At 37.4% G+C, this 18,216-nt stretch carries 11 protein-coding genes and 1 pseudogene; 4 read left to right on the plus strand and 8 right to left on the minus strand.

The window, feature by feature from the left end; translation table 11 throughout:
• Positions 1–6 precede the first annotated feature (6 nt).
• The 6 genes and pseudogenes from JNG87_RS06190 to JNG87_RS06220 form a co-directional block, all read right to left on the minus strand.
• A complete protein-coding gene (locus tag JNG87_RS06190) occupies positions 7–2,970 on the minus strand; it encodes a response regulator (RefSeq protein ID WP_238349679.1) in 2,964 nt (987 codons plus the stop codon).
• A gap of 546 nt (positions 2,971–3,516) precedes the next feature.
• Entirely contained in the window at positions 3,517–6,024 is a 2,508-nt protein-coding gene (locus tag JNG87_RS06195) for a cation-translocating P-type ATPase (protein ID WP_202842515.1), read from the minus strand.
• A gap of 75 nt (positions 6,025–6,099) precedes the next feature.
• On the minus strand, positions 6,100–6,564 hold the full coding sequence (locus JNG87_RS06200) for a heme-binding domain-containing protein (RefSeq protein ID WP_202842517.1): 465 nt from the start codon (positions 6,562–6,564) through the stop codon (positions 6,100–6,102).
• 42 nt (positions 6,565–6,606) lie between these two features.
• A complete protein-coding gene (locus JNG87_RS06205; RefSeq protein ID WP_202842519.1) occupies positions 6,607–7,761 on the minus strand; it encodes an efflux RND transporter periplasmic adaptor subunit in 1,155 nt (384 codons plus the stop codon).
• Between the two features lie 2 nt (positions 7,762–7,763).
• A pseudogene (locus JNG87_RS06215) lies at positions 7,764–12,111 on the minus strand (CusA/CzcA family heavy metal efflux RND transporter).
• A gap of 125 nt (positions 12,112–12,236) precedes the next feature.
• Positions 12,237–12,623: a hypothetical protein gene (locus JNG87_RS06220; protein WP_202842525.1), complete on the minus strand. Its 387-nt coding sequence runs from the start codon at positions 12,621–12,623 to the stop codon at positions 12,237–12,239.
• 164 nt (positions 12,624–12,787) lie between these two features.
• On the opposite strand from JNG87_RS06220, the gene JNG87_RS06225 reads away from it, so the two are divergent.
• The 4 genes from JNG87_RS06225 to JNG87_RS06240 all read left to right on the plus strand — a co-directional run bounded on the left by JNG87_RS06225 (position 12,788) and on the right by JNG87_RS06240 (position 16,143).
• Positions 12,788–13,807, plus strand: a complete 1,020-nt coding sequence (locus tag JNG87_RS06225; protein ID WP_202842527.1) for a sensor histidine kinase — start codon at positions 12,788–12,790, stop codon at positions 13,805–13,807.
• The gene (locus JNG87_RS06230; RefSeq protein WP_202842529.1) at positions 13,804–14,583 is read left to right on the plus strand and encodes a LytR/AlgR family response regulator transcription factor; all 780 of its coding nucleotides are present in this window, start codon (positions 13,804–13,806) and stop codon (positions 14,581–14,583) included. The genes JNG87_RS06225 and JNG87_RS06230 overlap by 4 nt, the downstream gene beginning before the upstream one ends.
• A 100-nt stretch (positions 14,584–14,683) precedes the next feature.
• Positions 14,684–15,067 (plus strand): hypothetical protein, encoded by a 384-nt coding sequence (locus JNG87_RS06235; RefSeq protein WP_202842531.1) that lies wholly within the window; start codon positions 14,684–14,686, stop codon positions 15,065–15,067.
• Positions 15,064–16,143, plus strand: coding sequence for an alpha/beta hydrolase family protein (locus JNG87_RS06240; RefSeq protein WP_202842533.1), 1,080 nt, complete (start codon positions 15,064–15,066; stop codon positions 16,141–16,143). Before JNG87_RS06235 ends, JNG87_RS06240 begins: the two co-directional genes overlap by 4 nt.
• Before the next feature lie 250 nt (positions 16,144–16,393).
• Here the strand turns inward: JNG87_RS06240 and JNG87_RS06245 are convergent, their stop codons facing one another.
• Positions 16,394–17,773 (minus strand): MBL fold metallo-hydrolase RNA specificity domain-containing protein, encoded by a 1,380-nt coding sequence (locus JNG87_RS06245; protein ID WP_202842535.1) that lies wholly within the window; start codon positions 17,771–17,773, stop codon positions 16,394–16,396.
• Between the two features lie 11 nt (positions 17,774–17,784).
• Entirely contained in the window at positions 17,785–18,201 is a 417-nt protein-coding gene (locus JNG87_RS06250; protein WP_202842537.1) for an Hsp20/alpha crystallin family protein, read from the minus strand.
• Positions 18,202–18,216: the final 15 nt, after the last annotated feature.

An 18,216-nucleotide genomic window follows, 5' to 3' on the forward strand; every position in this document is an offset into this window, starting at 1 on the left:
TCATTTCTAAACGATAATATATTTTTTGAGTACTTCAAGAAGGTCCGCCTGCTTTACAGGTTTGGGAAGGAAATCATTCATTCCGGCTTCAAGGCACTTTTCTTTTTCACCCAGCACATTTCCAGCTGTAACACCTATGATAGGTATATGTTCATACCCCGGAAGCATTCTAATATTTCGTGTTGCCTCAATACCGCTCATTACCGGCATCTGTACATCCATCATAATAATGGAAAACTGTTTTTTCCTACATTCTTCCAAAGCCTGCAACCCATTAACGGCTTCCGTTAGATGTATACCAGGTGCAAGAGATCTCATTATTCTATTATTCAGGACCATATTCACTACGTTATCATCAACCAAAAGCACTTCTAATTCCGAATCAAATACATGCGAAGTTTTCTCAGGCTGATCCTTATTAATTTTCACTGTATAACTTTGGTCTACCTTTTTTAAGGTTTTGTATAGATCATGAGATTTGATGGGTTTCAATAATAAATGTGCATTTTCTATTTTTCTAACTGAGCTAAGTATGCCCAGTTCTTCAGAAGAAGAAGAAAGTACTATAAATGGAGAAGTCTCATTTCGCTGATTGAACAGTCCTGTTATTTTATCTATTGTTTCCAATCCGGACATAACAGGCATATGATAATCCATCAGGATCACATCGAACCGCTCACCTTTCAACAGGATCTCTAAGGCTTCCATCCCATTAGAAGCCAAGGTAGACTTGATATTTTTATAGGTAAGCATATGCTCAAGAATGATCCTGTTGGTTTCATTATCATCAACCACTAAGGCTGTTTTAATAGTTATCTCCTCCTCGTCTCTCAATGGAGGGATCTCGTAAGGAATCTCAATGTCAAAGAAAAATACAGACCCTTTTTCCTTTACGCTGCTCAGCGACAAATGGCTTCCCATATATCCCAGGATATTGTTTGAAATCGTAAGTCCCAGACCCGTGCCACCATATTGTTTACTAATGGAACTGTTTTCCTGTGTAAAGGCATTAAAAATGTATTTTTGTTTCTCAATAGGGATGCCAATCCCAGTATCTCTTACTGAGAAGCGCAAAGCAATAGTACGATCATCCATGCGCAATTTCTCAACTTTCAGCTCAATCTCTCCCTTTTCTGTGAACTTCACAGCATTCCCGAGAAGGTTGATCAGGATCTGTTTTAACCTTGCTTCATCCATAAAAAGTATTTTGGGAAGACCCGGCTCAATATTGAGCAGAAGTTCAATATCTTTTTTCTGGGATTGATAAATAATCACATTGATCACCTGGCTCAACATATCATAAACATCACATTTTTCAATCAAGAGCTCCATTTTTCCGGATTCTATTTTAGAAAAATCCAATATATCATTGATGATGCTAAGAAGATTTTCCCCAGACTCATTGATGTAATTCAGATATTGCATCTGGGTTTCATTCAGCGGTGTCGTGAGGAGAAGGTCTGAAAAACCTATAACTCCGTTTAAAGGAGTCCTGATCTCATGACTCATATTGGCAAGAAATTCGGATTTTGCTTGGCTGGCTGTATCTGCTGTTTCTTTGGCATTTTTCAGTTCTTCATTGATCTTAACAGCATTGGTAATATTCTGTATGGAAATAATGACACCGCCTACTTCATTTTTTGTAAGATACCAAGGTCCCACTTTAAGGTCGTAATGCTGAATTTCTTCTTTTCCTTCCACCTTTAACGTAAAATCACCGTTGATGTACGTTTTTCCCAACAGCGCATTCTTATAGATCTCTTTTCCTTCTTCGGGAATATTAGGTGATATTGTGAAAAGATTATTACCGATAAGATCTATATCATTCATATTAAATTCCTCTCTCCATCTGCTGCTTACAGCAATATAGTTAAGGTCTTTATCAAACATAGCCAAAGGAACAGGAACATCAGTGGCAAAAGACTGCATTATAGCCTCCTTTCGGGTAACTTCAAGAAACATTTTTTTGAAGGCATCAATGTCCTGAATGATTCCGAAAACTCTTTTACAACTATCACCTTCAAATTCGGGAATGCCTTTTACTCTTACCCAGATCGTAGCGCCATCATTACGCAATAGCTGAAGCTCCTCATCAAAAGGAATTCCTTGTTGTATTGCCCTGTTAAAAAGATATTTTATTCTATCCCCGCTTTTTCCTTTGTAAAATCCAAGGGCATTTTCAAAAGTAGGCTGGAAATTATTTTCTATTTTGTGAATTTCTCTTGTACTTTGAGACCAGAAAAGCTTTCCCGTCTTCATATTAGCTTCCCAGCCTCCCACCTGGGCTACTGAACCTGTTTCCTCAAGCATTTCTTTAGTATAAGACAGGTCGTTTTCTAACTTACTACGACGAATAAGGTCAGATTTTAGTTGTATATAAACAAAAAGGGTTACACCGATAGCTGCAACAGCAGAAAAGATGATGAATAAAACAGTCCGATTGGAAGATTTGTTCAGATCTTCATTTTTTATGGCAAGTTGAACTTCCTCAAGTTTTACAAATTTCTGAACGAGCATGCGGCATCTATCCATAGCCTCCTTGTTTTGTACAAGTTCTGCCGGACTCATTACAATTCCTTTTTTACGATTCTCAATAAGCAAGGCATATTCTTTCATCAACACCTCTGAAGTATACAGCAGTTCATTTAGGATATTAATCTGATCTTTATCTCTAAGATTAAGCCTATCTTTGTGAGAGACAAACTGCGGATATTCATTCTTGCTTTTATTGAAAGGTTCAAGAAAATTCTCCTTCCCGGTAAGCTGATATCCCCGATTTCCAGTTTCAGCATTTAAAAGAGTACTTAAGATATCTTTTGCTAAGCTTATAGATTCCTTATTTTTTAATAACTCTTTCCTATTCTCCATCTGCTTATGTATGCTGATATAAGATGCTATGGAACTAGCAATCAGAAGCATCAAAGAAATTACTACTCCAATTTGAAGATTTCTAATAATTTTTTTTGGCATTTAATCGTATTTTGGCAATAAAATACTAAAAATAGGTCATTTTGTAATATTAACAAATTAATTTAAAAATTTGTCAGCAGATATTGGAAAATGAGTACAATTAAAGTGTTAAAGATGGGTTTATCAATTTTATAAAAGTTTACTTTGTATATCATCTTTCTCCATTGGTGTTTATTTTAAAAAACATGATTACAAGAGATATTCGATTAAAAAATAAAATTTTTATACTTGTAAAGCTTTTGCGACCAGCTCAAAAGTTTAACGTAAATTTTGGAGAGTAAGTGAAAATGATTTCCCGGGCATCGTAGTTTTATTAAAAATCAATTCCTAACATCTTACCATTTCCGGTCATTAATTTGCTAAAAAGCAATTTCTTTACTTCTATAGTTGATTTTTACCCTAAATTATGAAAAGAAAAATCCCCGGATCTCGCCGGGGAAAAAATCAAGTCAATATAACAAAAATATGTTATTTTTTTATTAATATATGGACGTTTATTAATGTATATTCCTGCATACGATCTAAATTCTATTTTCTTATTATAGATTATTTCCTAAAATAAAGTCTTTTTATGAATTTATAAACCTCAAACCACAGTACGGAAACTGAAGCAGTGAGCAGTGCCAGTCCAAGTTCTTCTATGCTGAGAGCGGTTACGCTGAAAAACCCGGAAACAGGAGCTGCATAGAGAATAATCAGAAGGAAAATTACAACCAATACTGAAATCCCGGCAAGCAGGACGTTTCGGTTCTTAAAACACTCCAACATGCTGTAATAGAAAGAACGGTTCACCAGACTTAGCAGTATATTGGAAAATATAAGCGTAGTGAAAACCAATGCTCTGGTTTTAGCTTCACCATTTCCATGACTGACAGAGTACTGATACAGCCATAATATCCCTGCGGTAATGATGATCCCCTGAATAATGCTTATTGTGAGTTCTCTCCAGTTCAGAAAAGTATCTGTCAGTGCTCTTGGAGGTCTTTTCATTGCATTTTTTTCCATTGGCTCATTTTCATAAACAATGGAACAGGTTGGCCCCATAACCAATTCCAGAAAAATAACATGTACCGGAGTGAATATATGTGGAAATACCCAGCCCAGAAATAAAGGCAAAGAAACGGTGAGTATAATGGGAATATGAATAGAAATAATATACTGGACCGCTTTTTTTATATTGGCATAAATTCTTCTTCCAGCAGCAACACCAATTACGAGCTTATCCAGATCGTCATTGGTGATGACCAGTGCTGCGGCTGATTTGGCAATTTCAGTCCCTTTATTTCCCATGGCCACTCCAATATGAGCTGCCTTTAAAGCTGGCCCGTCATTCACACCATCTCCCAGCATTGCTACTACGCGGCCTTGAGCTTTCAAGGCAGAGACCACTTCCAGCTTTGCTTCGGGAAACATTCTTGTAAACAAAGTAGTCTCTTCAGAAAGTTTTATAAGATCTGATTCTGAACACGCGGCTATTTCACTTCCATTAACGGGCGGAGTATTGTTTACTATTCCTGCCTGCAATGCAATGGCTTTAGTAGTATCTGCATTATCTCCTGTAATGACTTTTACCTGAATACCGGCGTCGTAAATATGTTTAAATACTTCTTTTATTCCTTTTTTAGGAGGATCATAAAATACAGTCAATCCTAAAAAGTCAAATTTAAAATCCTGCTGTTTATCAGGAAAATCATTTCCTTCAAAATGAGATCTGGCAACACCGAGAACTCTGTATCCTTGTTCTCCGAAATTCTTTATTAACGTTCTTATTTTATTTTTTTCTTCTTCTGAAAGACTGGAAACACTTATAATGGCTTCCGGAGCTCCTTTAGCTGCTATAATTCTGTCTTTGTGCTCATTTTCAAAAAGATGGGTCATCATCGGAGGCTTGCCTTCCAGCGGGTACTCATGAAACAGCTGATAGTCTTTTCTTTGATCAGGCTTACGATTCTGTTCATAGACCTTATGTAGTGTTATTTCCATAGGTTCAAAAGGTACAGGTTCACTACTCCACATTGCATAATCAATAAGTTCATATAGTTCTCTTGTTTCAAACTCTGTTTCTTCATAAATTCTGTCAGAACGGTAATCATAAAGATGCTTCAACTGCATGGAGTTTTCCGTAATCGTTCCTGTCTTATCAGTACAGATTACAGAAACGCTTCCCAGCGTTTCTACAATACTGCTTCGTTTAATAATAATTCCTTCCCGCATCAGTTTCCATGCACCCAAGGCCATAAAGGTCGTAAAGGCTACAGGAATTTCTTCAGGAAGAACAGACATTGCTAATGTAAGCCCACTCAATAAACTGGTCACAAAATCTCCTGTTTTGACAAAGCTGAAGATGCATACTGCCAGGAAGATGATGAGCCCGATAACAGCCATCCCCTTTACAAAGTTCCTGATCTGAAGCTGTAAAGGCGATATTTCTATTTTTATATTGAGTATGGACTGTCCTATTTTTCCTACTCTTGTTTCCTTTCCAATATTTTCAACCTCAAAAACCGCAAGTCCGGAAACCGTAATTGTTCCGCTATAGACTTTATTATCTTCAGATTTGCTGTCCTTGAAAACAGAAAAGCTCTCTCCGGTAAGGGAAGATTCGTTGACAGAAAAATCGTTGCTGTAAACAATTCTTCCGTCCGCATTGATGAGGCTGCCTTCTTCGGTAATGCACAGATCTCCGACTGCTATCTCAAAAGTAGGAATATCTATAATCTTTGAATCCCTGATGACCTTACTTAAAGGTTCATTCAATTTTTCAAGTTCTTCCAGTGCCTTTTTGCTCCGGTTATCCTGGTAAAAAGAAATTGCAGTAACTCCAACAATAGCAGCAAACATAAATAAAGCCTCGCCATAATCTCCTGTAAGCACATAAATGAAGGAAACACATATAAGAAGAATCAGCATCGGCTCTTTCAGGATATTGAGAAGAAGATCTGCCCATGATTCTTTCTTAACTGCTTCGAGACGGTTGTATCCGTATTTTTTTCTGGAAGCGGCTACTTCAGATTCTGTAAGCCCTTTCAAATCTTCCGGTATATTGTAATTCATACGAAATGGATATGATATTAAATTTACTGATTGTTTTTGTTATATCAGAATACTATTTCTTTTTTTAACAACCTGCTATTCAATCTGCTTTTTGGTTTCTTTTACCCACTGTTCTATTTCTGACTTTTGGGTATCAGACAACTTTGCATTCTGATGAAGAACGGTATAGGATGTAAGGGGCATCTCTCCCTCTCTGATGGTTTCTGCAACCTCATCAAGTTTCTTTAATTTTTTTTCTTTCGAATAGCTGTTAAATTCATCAAAATTGAAATGCCGTTTTCCTGAGTTCACATGATCTGCCAGCCACCATTTTATAGGCTGTATGTTATTGTACCACGGATAAGCTGTAGTGTTGGAATGACAGTCATAACAGCTTGCTTTTAATAATCCCTGTATATGATCCGGAACCTGGTAATGCTTTTCAATAGCATTTTCTGAAGGAGCTGCCGCTATATTTTTATCAGTATCAAAAAACTGAATTGTAATCAGAAACAAGACTATAAAACCTGCTCCTGTTTTTAATAAAGATGATGTTTTCATAATTTGTATTTATTTATAAGTTCTTTTATTTTACTATAATTTTTATTCATCTGCAGTGTTCTTAAGTTTCATAAGAAGTGTATAAGCATTTTTGATGACTATCTTTTTATTTTTAAAATCATCTGTATTCATAATCTGTACGAATCCGTTTTCTGTTTCACCTAACGTTACAGGAGTCAATCGGTAGGTCTGTTTCTTTTCTTCAACGAAGACAAAGTCTTTTCCTTCGAAATTGACAATACTCTCTTCAGAAACAGCATTGGAAAAAGAAGTACTGGTTTCGATCTCTGCATTCATATACATTCCCGGTACAAGGCTCTGGTCATATTTTTCAAAATGACAGTGTACTTCAGCCCATCCGCCCGGGCTCACATCTTTGCTGATCAGCAGAATTTCACCGTAGTATTTTTTATCGGGTTCAGTATTGGTATACGCAGCAAATCTTTGCCCCTTCTTCAGATTAGCCAGATCTTTTTCATATACTTTAAGATTAAGATGAATATCTTCCGGATTAATGAGTTCAAAAAGAACATCGGAAGGATTGACATATTTACCGATGTTCACGTTGACTTTGCTTACAAAGCCATTGATACTGCTGTAAACCGGTACGCTTTTCTGAATATTTCCCGAATTGAGAGATTCAGGATTGATATTGATAAGGCGGAGCTGCTGAGCCAGGGAGTTCATCAGAATTTTCTGACTGTTCATTTCAGACTGAGCCTGCTGCATTACCTTATCGCTGGTGGCCTGGCTTTGGTTAAGGGTTTTCTGGCGGTTATAATCCAATTGGGCAAAATGATTTTTAGATTTTGCCATTAAATAATCCTGCTGAAGCTGAATAAACTGTGGATTTTCTATCACTGCAATCACCTGCCCTTTTGATACCGGCTTTCCCGGAAGCAGGCTGCTCGATTTCAGGTATCCGCCTAAAGGAATACTGACAGAAACCAGATTTTGCGGTGGTACATCTATCATTCCGTTAAGTTTTAAAACAGAGGAAATCTTCTGTAAAGAAAGTACCGTTGTTACGACAGGTGCATTTTTCAGTTGAGCATCCGTAAGCGTTACAACATTTTCATCTTTAGAAGATACTGCGGCTGGTGCCGGCTTGGCTTTTCCATGGTCTTGACACTCATAAAACATGAGCAATCCTATTATTGACAGGGAATATGATATAATTTTAAATGTACGTTTCATTGTTATGGATTTAAAGTGAGATATTCCAGCTCTATAGCACTCTGATTTAGTTTCCAGACTGCATCGGTATAGCTGTTTTTTAAAGTAACCGCCTGATTGATCAGGATGACAAATTCCAGATAATTGATTTCGCCGGCAAGAAACTGTTTTTTAGCTGTTTCAGTGATGATATCGGCATTTTTCAGTTCCGAGTTTTCATATTGCGAAACAATATCAAGGTTAGCCTGATAAATTCCGGATGCCTTTCTGTATTGATTCTGCAGGTTGAATTCCATATTGGCAATATCACTGTCCACAACAGATTCAGCAATTTTTGCGGCCTGAATTCTGGCTTTCTGTCCGCCTGAAAAAACAGGAACCGAAACCCCAAGCTGTACAGAATGAAACTGTGGTGCACCGTTGTAGACTTTTTCATCAGCACCCGTCCCTCTAAAGCTGTTGAGGTTGTAGGCCAGCTGAAGTCCGGGAAGCATTTTTGCTTTTTCAAGGGCAATCTGCTGTTCAGAAATATTTTTCTGTTGCTGTAATACTTTAATAGCCGGATGCAAGCTAAGCTCCTCTTTAAAACCTCCATGGTAAATTTTCTGATCTTCAGGAAGAAAATCTGTTTCTGTATTTAAAAGCCACTGAAGCTGATATCCCAGCACAGTAAGCTCCTGGCGCAATTGCTTCAGCTGAATTTCAATAGAAGATTTCTGATTGGAAGCCGTAGTTTTTTCCAGAATATTGCTTTCTCCTGCTTTCAGACGGATATTTGCCTTATTGAGAAAATCAGTGTACAGCTTTAATGTTTCCTGAAGCAGCTTTTCTTTTTGTTTCGCATACAGGATATTATAAAAAGTAAGACTCACCGCTTTCTTCAGTTCATATTCCTTAAGAGAAACGTTCAGCAGAGACTTTTTCCATTCTTCCGTGTATACATTCTTCTGCTTTTTATACACAGTCGGAAATGCTATATTCTGTGAAATTCCGAATTTCATATCCGTCAGTGCACTGTTGATCTGACCATAATCTACTGTTACTCCCGTTTGAGGAATATCAGATGATGACCTGATAAGGGCTTTTGTATATTCTGATTTTAATTTTTCATTTTTAAGATTTCTGTTATTTTTCAAAGCAATATCAACAGCATCCTGCAATGTAACGGAAGTCTGGGAGTTTACCTGCCCCGCAAAACCGAAACATATAATAAAGACCAGAACGGAAATCTGTTTTTTATTTTTTATTTTTTTCATTTTTAAATCCTTTTTCAATAGTTACATACAATAATGGTAAGACGAACAGAGTAAGAAAAGTTGCGACCATCAGACCCCCAATAACCACTGTGGCCAAAGGTCTTTGTACTTCTGCTCCAGCTCCGTTGCTGACCGCCATCGGAATAAATCCTAATGAAGCAACAAAAGCCGTCATCAAAACCGGACGAAGCCTCGATTCTCCACCATCTATAATGATTCTTACAATATTTTTAATTCCTCTCTTTTGAAGACGGTTGAACTCTGAGATCAGCACAATTCCATTGAGCACTGCCACTCCGAAGAGCGCAATAAATCCCACACCCGCACTGATGCTGAAAGGCATTCCTCTAAGTGCCATCAGAAATACACCACCAATAATAGAAAGTGGAATCGCGGTGTAAATTAACAAGCTTTCTTTAACGGAATTAAAGGCAAGGAAAAGCATTACGAAAATAAGAGCCAGAGCAATGGGAACTGCTATCATGAGACGCTGTTTGGCATTATTGAGGTTTTCAAACGAACCTCCATACGTCATATAATATCCTGTAGGAAGTTTCATCTTCTGATCTACCTTCTGCTGAAGTTCTTCTACAATACTCTGAACATCCCTGCCTTTGATATTAAAACCTACTACAATTCTTCGTTGGGCATTTTCCCTCTGAATCTGATTGGGACCATTCTTCACTTCTACTTTAGCAAGCTGAGACAGCGGAATCTGATTTCCAAACGGTGTAGGAACCAAAAGATTTTTAATATCGGTCACATTTTTCCTGTCTTTGTTATCCAGGCGTACGACCATATCAAAGCGTTTTTCACCTTCAAAAACCAATCCGGTACTTTGCCCCGCAAATGCGGTATTAACCACCCGGTTGATATCTGAAACAGATAAATGGTACTGAGCGATCAGAGGGCGGTTATATTCAATGATTACCTGCGGCATTCCCGAAACAGGCTCTATATAGAGATTCTGGGTTCCTTCCACTGTTTCTATAATCTTCCCGAGCTTCTGTGCATTTTGGGAAAGTATATCAAGGTCTTCCCCAAAAATTTTGATCACGACGTCCTGTCTTGCCCCGGTCATCAGTTCATTAAAACGCATCTGAACAGGATATTGGAAGCTGGCAGTAATTCCTGGTACATCCTGCAGTTGTTTCCCCATTTTATCAGCCAGCTCCGGAAAAGTGGACGCTGAAGTCCATTCTTTTTTATCTTTTAGAATAACCATCATATCAGAAGCATCCATCGGCATCGGGTCTGTAGGAACTTCCCCGCTTCCAATTTTTGTGACCACTTTTTCCACTTCAGGAAATCTGGATTTGAGAATGTGTGCTGCTTTCTGGGTACTTTCGATAGTTGTCGTCAGATTACTTCCAGGTAAAACCCTGGTATCTACTGCAAAATCACCTTCTTCAAGGGAAGGAATAAATTCACCACCCATTTTGGACAAAATGAAAACAGCAGTTATAAATAAGACTGCCACTATCCCAAAAACTATTTTGGGCACTCTGAGAAGTTTGAGCAAAACTGCCAGGTATACCTTCTCTACCTTTTTCATCATTCTGTCTGATAATGTAGGCTTACCGCTTCTTTTTCTAAGCAATAACGCGCTCATCATTGGAATATAGGTCAGTGAGAGCAAAAATGCTCCCAGCAGTGCAAAAGCTACGGTCTGGGCCATAGGCTTAAACATTTTGCCTTCAATTCCCTGCAGGGTAAGGATCGGGAGATAGACAATCAAAATGATAATCTGTCCGAAAACAGCGCTGTTCATCATTTTTCCTGCAGATTCTATAACGACGGTATCCATTTCTGATTTTCCGACAGAGAAAATCTTTTTAAACTTTGAATTATGACTAAACTGATGTAAAACAGATTCCACAATAATCACTGCTCCATCAATAATCAGCCCGAAATCCAAAGCCCCAAGACTCATCAGATTCCCGCTGACTCCAAAGAGGTTCATCATACATATTGCAAAAAGCATCGCCAAAGGAATAACAGAGGCAACCAGCAACCCTGCTCTTATATTCCCAAGAAATAAAACCAGTACGAAGACTACAATCAATGCCCCTTCTGTAAGGTTTTTTTCTACTGTTCCTATGGCATTGTTCACCATTTTGGTTCTGTCCAGAAATGGCTCTATCACCACTCCCTTCGGAAGCGATTTCTGAACCTGGGCAATTTTTTCCTTTACATTTTTTATGACTTGATTACTGTTCTCACCTTTGAGCATCATTACTACAGCACCTGACACTTCTCCCTCATCATTAAAAGTCATCGCTCCATAACGCGTAGCAAACCCCGGCTTTACCTCAGCAATATCCCGTATAAACAGCGGAACATCATTTGTTTTTGTCGCAATAGAAATATTGTTGATTTCTTCAATACTTCCTACTAACCCTTCACTCCTGATGTACAGAACAGTAGGCCCTTTCTCAATATAGGCACCTCCTGTATTCTGATTGTTGGCCTGCAATGCATCAAATACGTCATTGATTGTTATTCCATAGGCATTAAGCCTGTCTGGATTTACAGCAATTTCATATTGTTTCAGCTTGCCTCCGAAGCTGCTCACCTCTGCCACTCCTTTTACTCCCAAAAGCTGTCTTCTTACAATCCAGTCCTGAATGGTGCGGAGTTCTGTGATATTGTATTTTTTTTCGTATCCCTTTTCAGGTCTTACTACATACTGGAAAATTTCACCAAGCCCTGTAGAAATAGGCCCAAGCTGTGGATTTCCTATTCCCTGCGGAATAACAGCCTGTATCTGCTGAAGTCTTTCGGCAACCTGCTGCCTCGCCCAGTAAATGTCAACATCATCTTCAAAGACAATAGTCACCAGGGAAAGTCCAAACCTGGAGAAACTTCTGATTTCCTTTAATCCTGAAATATTATTGTTGGCCTGCTCTATAGGAAAAGTAACAAGCCGTTCTATATCTGTTGCACCAAATGATGGCGCAGTGGTAATAACCTGTACCTGATTGTTGGTAATATCCGGTACCGCATCTATCGGCAGTCTGGTAACCTGATAGGCGCCTACACCAATAAGTCCCAATACCAACAATGCAATAATGAGTTTATTCTTTACAGAAAACTCAATGATTTTTGTAAGCATATAATGATTAATTAATCTTAATTATCGTAATAAAATTCTGGTATTCTGACGCATAGACTCAATGCATCCGCATGACATACAGATACAGAATACCTTTCCGGTCAAAAAATGACTGGGAAAACAGATTAAGATTGACAAAATCTTGGCGGCTGCCAGATAGAATTAAGAATTTCCTTGTTATAAAGTGCGTTTTTGTAAAAGGTCTTTTTTATTTCAATAGGATTACAAACCTTTTCTATACAATGAAAATCTAAGGAAGAATTAATAGTGAAAACCACAGCTAGCAGGTTTGCATGTGAAACAAAAGGTAATCTCTGGTCCTGATCGTGGTCACTGTCTTTTACAGGATGATCGTAATGGGTTTTCAGAAATGCAGTAAATGACATTTCAGGATTCAGGTCTTTATGCTGAATGTAATGCTCAATGAGCAACGGCATTTTCAAAAGCTGATAAAGTTCGGTTGTAGAAACCAAATACAATGTTAACAACAGTATGGAAATCAGCTTTTTCACTCTATCAAAATTACAACTTTTTTCATTAAGAATGATTTTAAATAACAGGTTCTATAGCTCATAATAAAGATTTCTGAAGCAAAGCAGTCAGTTCATCCTTTAATTTTCCAGTTTCAGCATTTTATTTCATCATATTAAACTTAATATTTATTTTCTTTGTATAAATGATTAAAAACGAAGGAAAAATATATTTTTACAGTTCACTATTGATTACTTTAGTAGTCAATTCAGCTAAACTCATGGCACTTAACACGAATGGAATTATTGCCCGCTACTGGCACTTCAATATTTGGGAATATAGTTTTCAGTTTCTTTACAACTTCGTATTTTGTCTTCTGCTGTTTTATTTTAATCTTTCCCGCAACAGATTTTTTGGCATATTCAGAGAAAACAAACAATGGATCAGGTTCTATCTGGCAAATACTTTTCTTATTGCTGTTTTTTTTATTGCCGGAAGTACTATCCATTATATATTTTTCGGTACAGTGCATCTTCCGGGGACTATGATCAGAGGATATTTTGCCAGGTTTTTACTCAGTACCATTATGATTGCTGTAGTCATCCGGCTAATTCTGCTGATGCGGGAGAGCAGAAATAAGGACCAGATTAATGAGCAACTGCAAACAGCCTATCTTCAGGCCCAGCTCAGACAGCTTCAGGAGCAGCTTAATCCTCATTTTCTTTTCAATACCCTCAGCAGTCTGTCTGCCATTGTCCGGGAAAATCCCCAACAGGCACAATCCTATATTGTACATCTGTCTAAAGTTTTCCGATACACATTGGTACACACGGGTAATGATTTGGTAACTATCAATCAGGAACTTCTGCATCTTTCTTCCTATACCCAACTGCTTAGCATGCGTCTGGAAAATAGTTTCCAAATCAACATCGCCATAAGCCAGGAGACTTTACAGCGGGAGATTCCGCATTTATCCTTGCAGCCATTGGTTGAAAATGCGGTTAAGCATAATATTGCTACAATTTCACAACCTTTGTGTATTGATATTTATAATGAAAACAACAGTCTGGTTGTCCGAAACAATCTTCAGCCTTTACCTCATGAGACGGAAGGTACTGGACTTGGGTTAATTAATCTGGGTGAAAGATACAAGCTGCAAATACAACATGAGATAGAAATTCATACAACAAAAGAATATTTTATTGTAAAACTACCCTTATTATGAGCCAGCAACTTCGCATCGTAATTATTGAAGATGAGGCTGCCACAGCAAGAGATCTTGAGTTTATTTTAAAAGAAATCAATTCTGGTTTTGAGATTACAGTCATTTTACAAACTGTCCGGGAGTCAGTACTGTGGCTTTCTTCAAACGAGGATCACTATGATCTTATATTTTCGGACATCCATCTCTCGGATGGTCTCTCATTTGAAATTTTCCGGCAGATTCTTATCCTGAAACCCGTTATTTTTGTGACAGCTTATGATGGTTATGCATTGGAAGCTTTCAGGAATAATGGTATTGGTTATATTTTAAAACCTTTTGATAAAGAAGAAATCAACCGTTCTTTACTGAAATATATAACGCTGACTGCTACTGATAATGGTCTGGAACAATCAAAACTACTTGCCTTATTACAACAGCTACAATCTTCTGTGAGTCGTTATAAAAAAACATTTCTTATCCATTACTGCGGAAAGCTGATTCCTGTTGAAGCTTCTAAAATTTATTGGTTTCAAACTTCCAATGAAATGGTATATGCCCAGCTGGAGAACGGACAAAAATATATTGTAGAATATACTTTAGAACAACTTGAGCAGCAACTGAACCCGGAGCTTTTTTTCCGTGCCAATCGTCAGTTTATAATTAATAAGAAGGCTATTGATTCTATTGAGTATTTTTTCAATGGAAGGTTATCCGTTATAATACATCCTGCTCCGGAGGAACAAGTACTTATAAGTAAAGCAAAAGCACCAGCTTTTCGAAAATGGATGGATCAGTAACAATTTCACCCCCGGATTTAGTCGGTTGACCCTTTTTTTTCTTTATAAAATCTACCTGCATTATTACATTTGTTTCATTAAAAACTAAAACTTATCAAATATGCATGTAAAAACAATAAAGAAAATGCTTCTGTTTACTGCAGTTATATTATGTATACCCTTTACAGTATCTGCACAAAGTAAAAGCCTCAAACAAGCTACCCCTGAACAGAGGGCAAAAATGCAGACTGAATGGATGCGAACGAAGCTTGCATTAAACACGATACAAGTTAAACAGGTATATGCTCTTAACCTTCAGTATGCCCAAAAGAATGATCCCATTATTCAAAGTAAGGAGGGCAATTTTTTTAAATTCAAAAAGATGAAAGCTTTACAGAATGAAAAATCTAATGCCCTAAGCCAAATTCTGGATGCAGGACAATATAGAAAATATCTGGAAGCTAAAGATCAGATGATTCATAATATTAAAGACAAAAAACAATGAAAAAACTATTTTATCCATGGGTAATGATAATGTTTATTACCACTTCGGCATGCTCTCAGAGTAATAACGATACTGAGGAAGGCTCTTCTCAACAATCCAAGCTCACCAACAGTCTTCAGGGACCTATACAAAAACCTGCATCAGGGTATGGCTCAGATGGAAATTATGAAGTTGCTGAAATTGATTTTAATAATCCGCAATACGCAGGAACACAAGTTTCAATTTTCTATCCAAAAGGGATTACTTCACCCAGACCCACTATATTCTTTTCACATCCCTTTGGTGGTGAAGAAAAGGATTACAATATAGAGCTGTATCATTTTATCGCCAAGAAAGGCTATGTTGTGGTATTTGTACCATACCGTACCGTAGATATAAGTGTTGATCACCGTTACCAGACACTTTGGGAAGGATTTATAAAAGCTGCAACAGATTATCCCAACATCATAGATACGCAGAAAGTAGGTTTTATGGGACATTCTTTTGGTGGTGGGGCCAGCATAGATCTTGCCTATAAAGCATTTACAGAAAAAGGATGGGGACAAAATGCACGCTTTCTTTTTACCATGGCACCCTGGTATTCTTTTAACTGGAACAGCCCGTTAACCACACAACAGCAACTGCAGAATTTTCCGGCCAATACCAAAATGATTACCCAGGTTTATGATGAAGATACTGTAAATGATCACAGAATGGCAATTGATATATTTAAAAACATTAATATTTCTACAACTGAAAAAGATTTTATTTATTTTAAATCGTCTGCTATTAATGGATACAATTACATCACTGATCATGCTATGCCAAGTTCACGGAAAGCTTTTGATGCCTTGGATTATTATGGGGTATACCGTCTTCTGGATGCCATGATGGATTATAGCTTTAATGGAAATGTCAATGCCAAGAATGTTGCTTTAGGTAATGGTTCAACGGCACAGGTTACTATGCCGTCCTACAACGGACAGATAATGGCCCCACTCGAAGTCACAGATAATCCTACCCCGAAGTATTTGCAAAGTAAATATCAGTTTTTCTGCGGAAGCAATACCAATCCACGAAACAATTATTGTAATTGAAATTGAAAGAAGAATATCCGATATATCTCATTAAATAATCCTAAAAAATATCAACAATAAAGAGAGGTTTTGTTCCTGAAGGAAAAAGGCCTCTCTTATTTTATGCTTTCTGTTATATTATTATATAGACCTGAACTTTATCAGCAAGAAACGTACTGTGGAGAATTGGAAAAATTCATTGTGGTTCACTTTTATCTTTATGGACACCATTTCAGTGGCAATGCGGTTTATCATTTAAAATAATAATTTCCTATTCCGCTTGTGCTAAAATACTTTCTTCATCTTTTTTAAGAATCTTAACCGGGATCTGAAGTTCCGTCTGGATTTTTACCCTGAGGGCTTCCAATGCAGACAGCTCACCATGGACAAGCATGACCTGCTTTGGAGGAATTTTATATTTTCTGATCCATTCCAATAATTCAGCCTGATCTGCATGAGCGGATAACCCTGTAATTTCTGCAATATGGGCTCTGACCTCATAGTATTTTCCGTGCATTTTAAGTTCATGAGATTGATTTAACAATGCCCGGCCCCTCGTACCTTCAGCCTGAAATCCAACGATCAGCACTGTATTTCTCCTGTCGCCGATATAGTGTTTCAGATATTCAAGCACTCTTCCGCCTGTAATCATACCACTTCCTGCAATGACAATTTTTGATTGCTTTTCTGCAATTATTTCCTGGGTTTCAGTATAATCTTTTGTTATGCAAATCTTTTCCATAATATCATTCCATTGCTGCCTCTCAACTAATGTATAATCTGAGTATCTTACCATAATTTCGGTAGCAGCAGCTGCCATAGGACTATCCAGAACCACTGGAATACTGACCGGGATTTTATTCTTGTTTTTAAGTTCCTGAAGGATATAAATGATTTCCTGTGCCCGCCCCACTGCAAAACAGGGAATAATTATATTTCCCCGGTCTTTTACAGTCTTATTAATCCAATATTCCAACTGATCAGATAAATCTTTATTTTCGTGGAGTCTGTCTCCGTAAGTTGATTCCATAACCAAAAAATCAGCCTGTGTAAAAAAATCGGGAGGAGCTAAAACTGCGCTGTGATTTCTTCCTATATCTCCTGAGAAAACTATTATTTTCCCAAAGCAGGTAATTCTCACAGAACAGGCTCCTATAATATGCCCACAGGGTTTAAACATACAGCTTATATGCTCGCTTAGCTTAATTTCCTTATTCTCATCAATCACAAAAAACTGTTTGAAAGATCTTTCTGCATCATTTACCGTATACAGAGGTTTTGCCGGATGATGTTTTGTATAATGATGACGGTTGGCTTTTTCGGCATCTTCTTCCTGAAGTTTGGCGCTGTCAAGTAATATCAGTTTTGTAAGTTCCTTAGTAGGGCCGCTCATGTAAATTTTACCTTTAAACCCATTTTTTACGATAAGCGGAATATATCCGCAATGATCAAGGTGGGCATGGGTAAGAATAATGGCATCTATTTCCGAAACATCGGTATCCAGCTGCATCCAGTTTTGCTCTCTAAGGTATTTTACGCCCTGAAACAGACCACAATCAATAAGAATAGTAAGTTCAGGAGTTTTTAATAAATGTTTCGATCCGGTAACTGTTTCTGCACCGCCAAGTGATTTTAAAGTAATCGTTTTCATTTTGATATAATTTACTGGACCTTTACTTTTTTATTCATCTGTTTTACGGTATTGGCTTTACCCATTTTAATGTACAGCCGGCCATTTTTATAGTGGGCTTTGATATTACTGATATCAATACCTTCCGGAAGCCTGAAACTTCTTGCAAGAGAAGAGGTTAAAAATTCTTTTCTTACATAATTTTTTTTAATTTCTTCTTTTTTATCTGATGTATAAGCCTGAATGTTCAAAACGCCGTTTTCTATCTTTATCTTAAATTCATCTTTCTTAAAGCCGGGAGCATTAACCTGTATCTTGTAATTTCCGTTTTTATCAATGATATTGACTGAATGTTCTATTTTAGCAGGCTGGTTAACAATTTCGTTTTTACTCCAGAACTCTTCTGTTAATAGTTTTACTGCAGATTGTTTTTGGGCTAAAGTTTTCATAATAACCGTTTTTGA

This window comes from Chryseobacterium cucumeris, assembly GCF_016775705.1.
Taxonomy (GTDB): Bacteria; Bacteroidota; Bacteroidia; order Flavobacteriales; family Weeksellaceae; genus Chryseobacterium; species Chryseobacterium cupriresistens.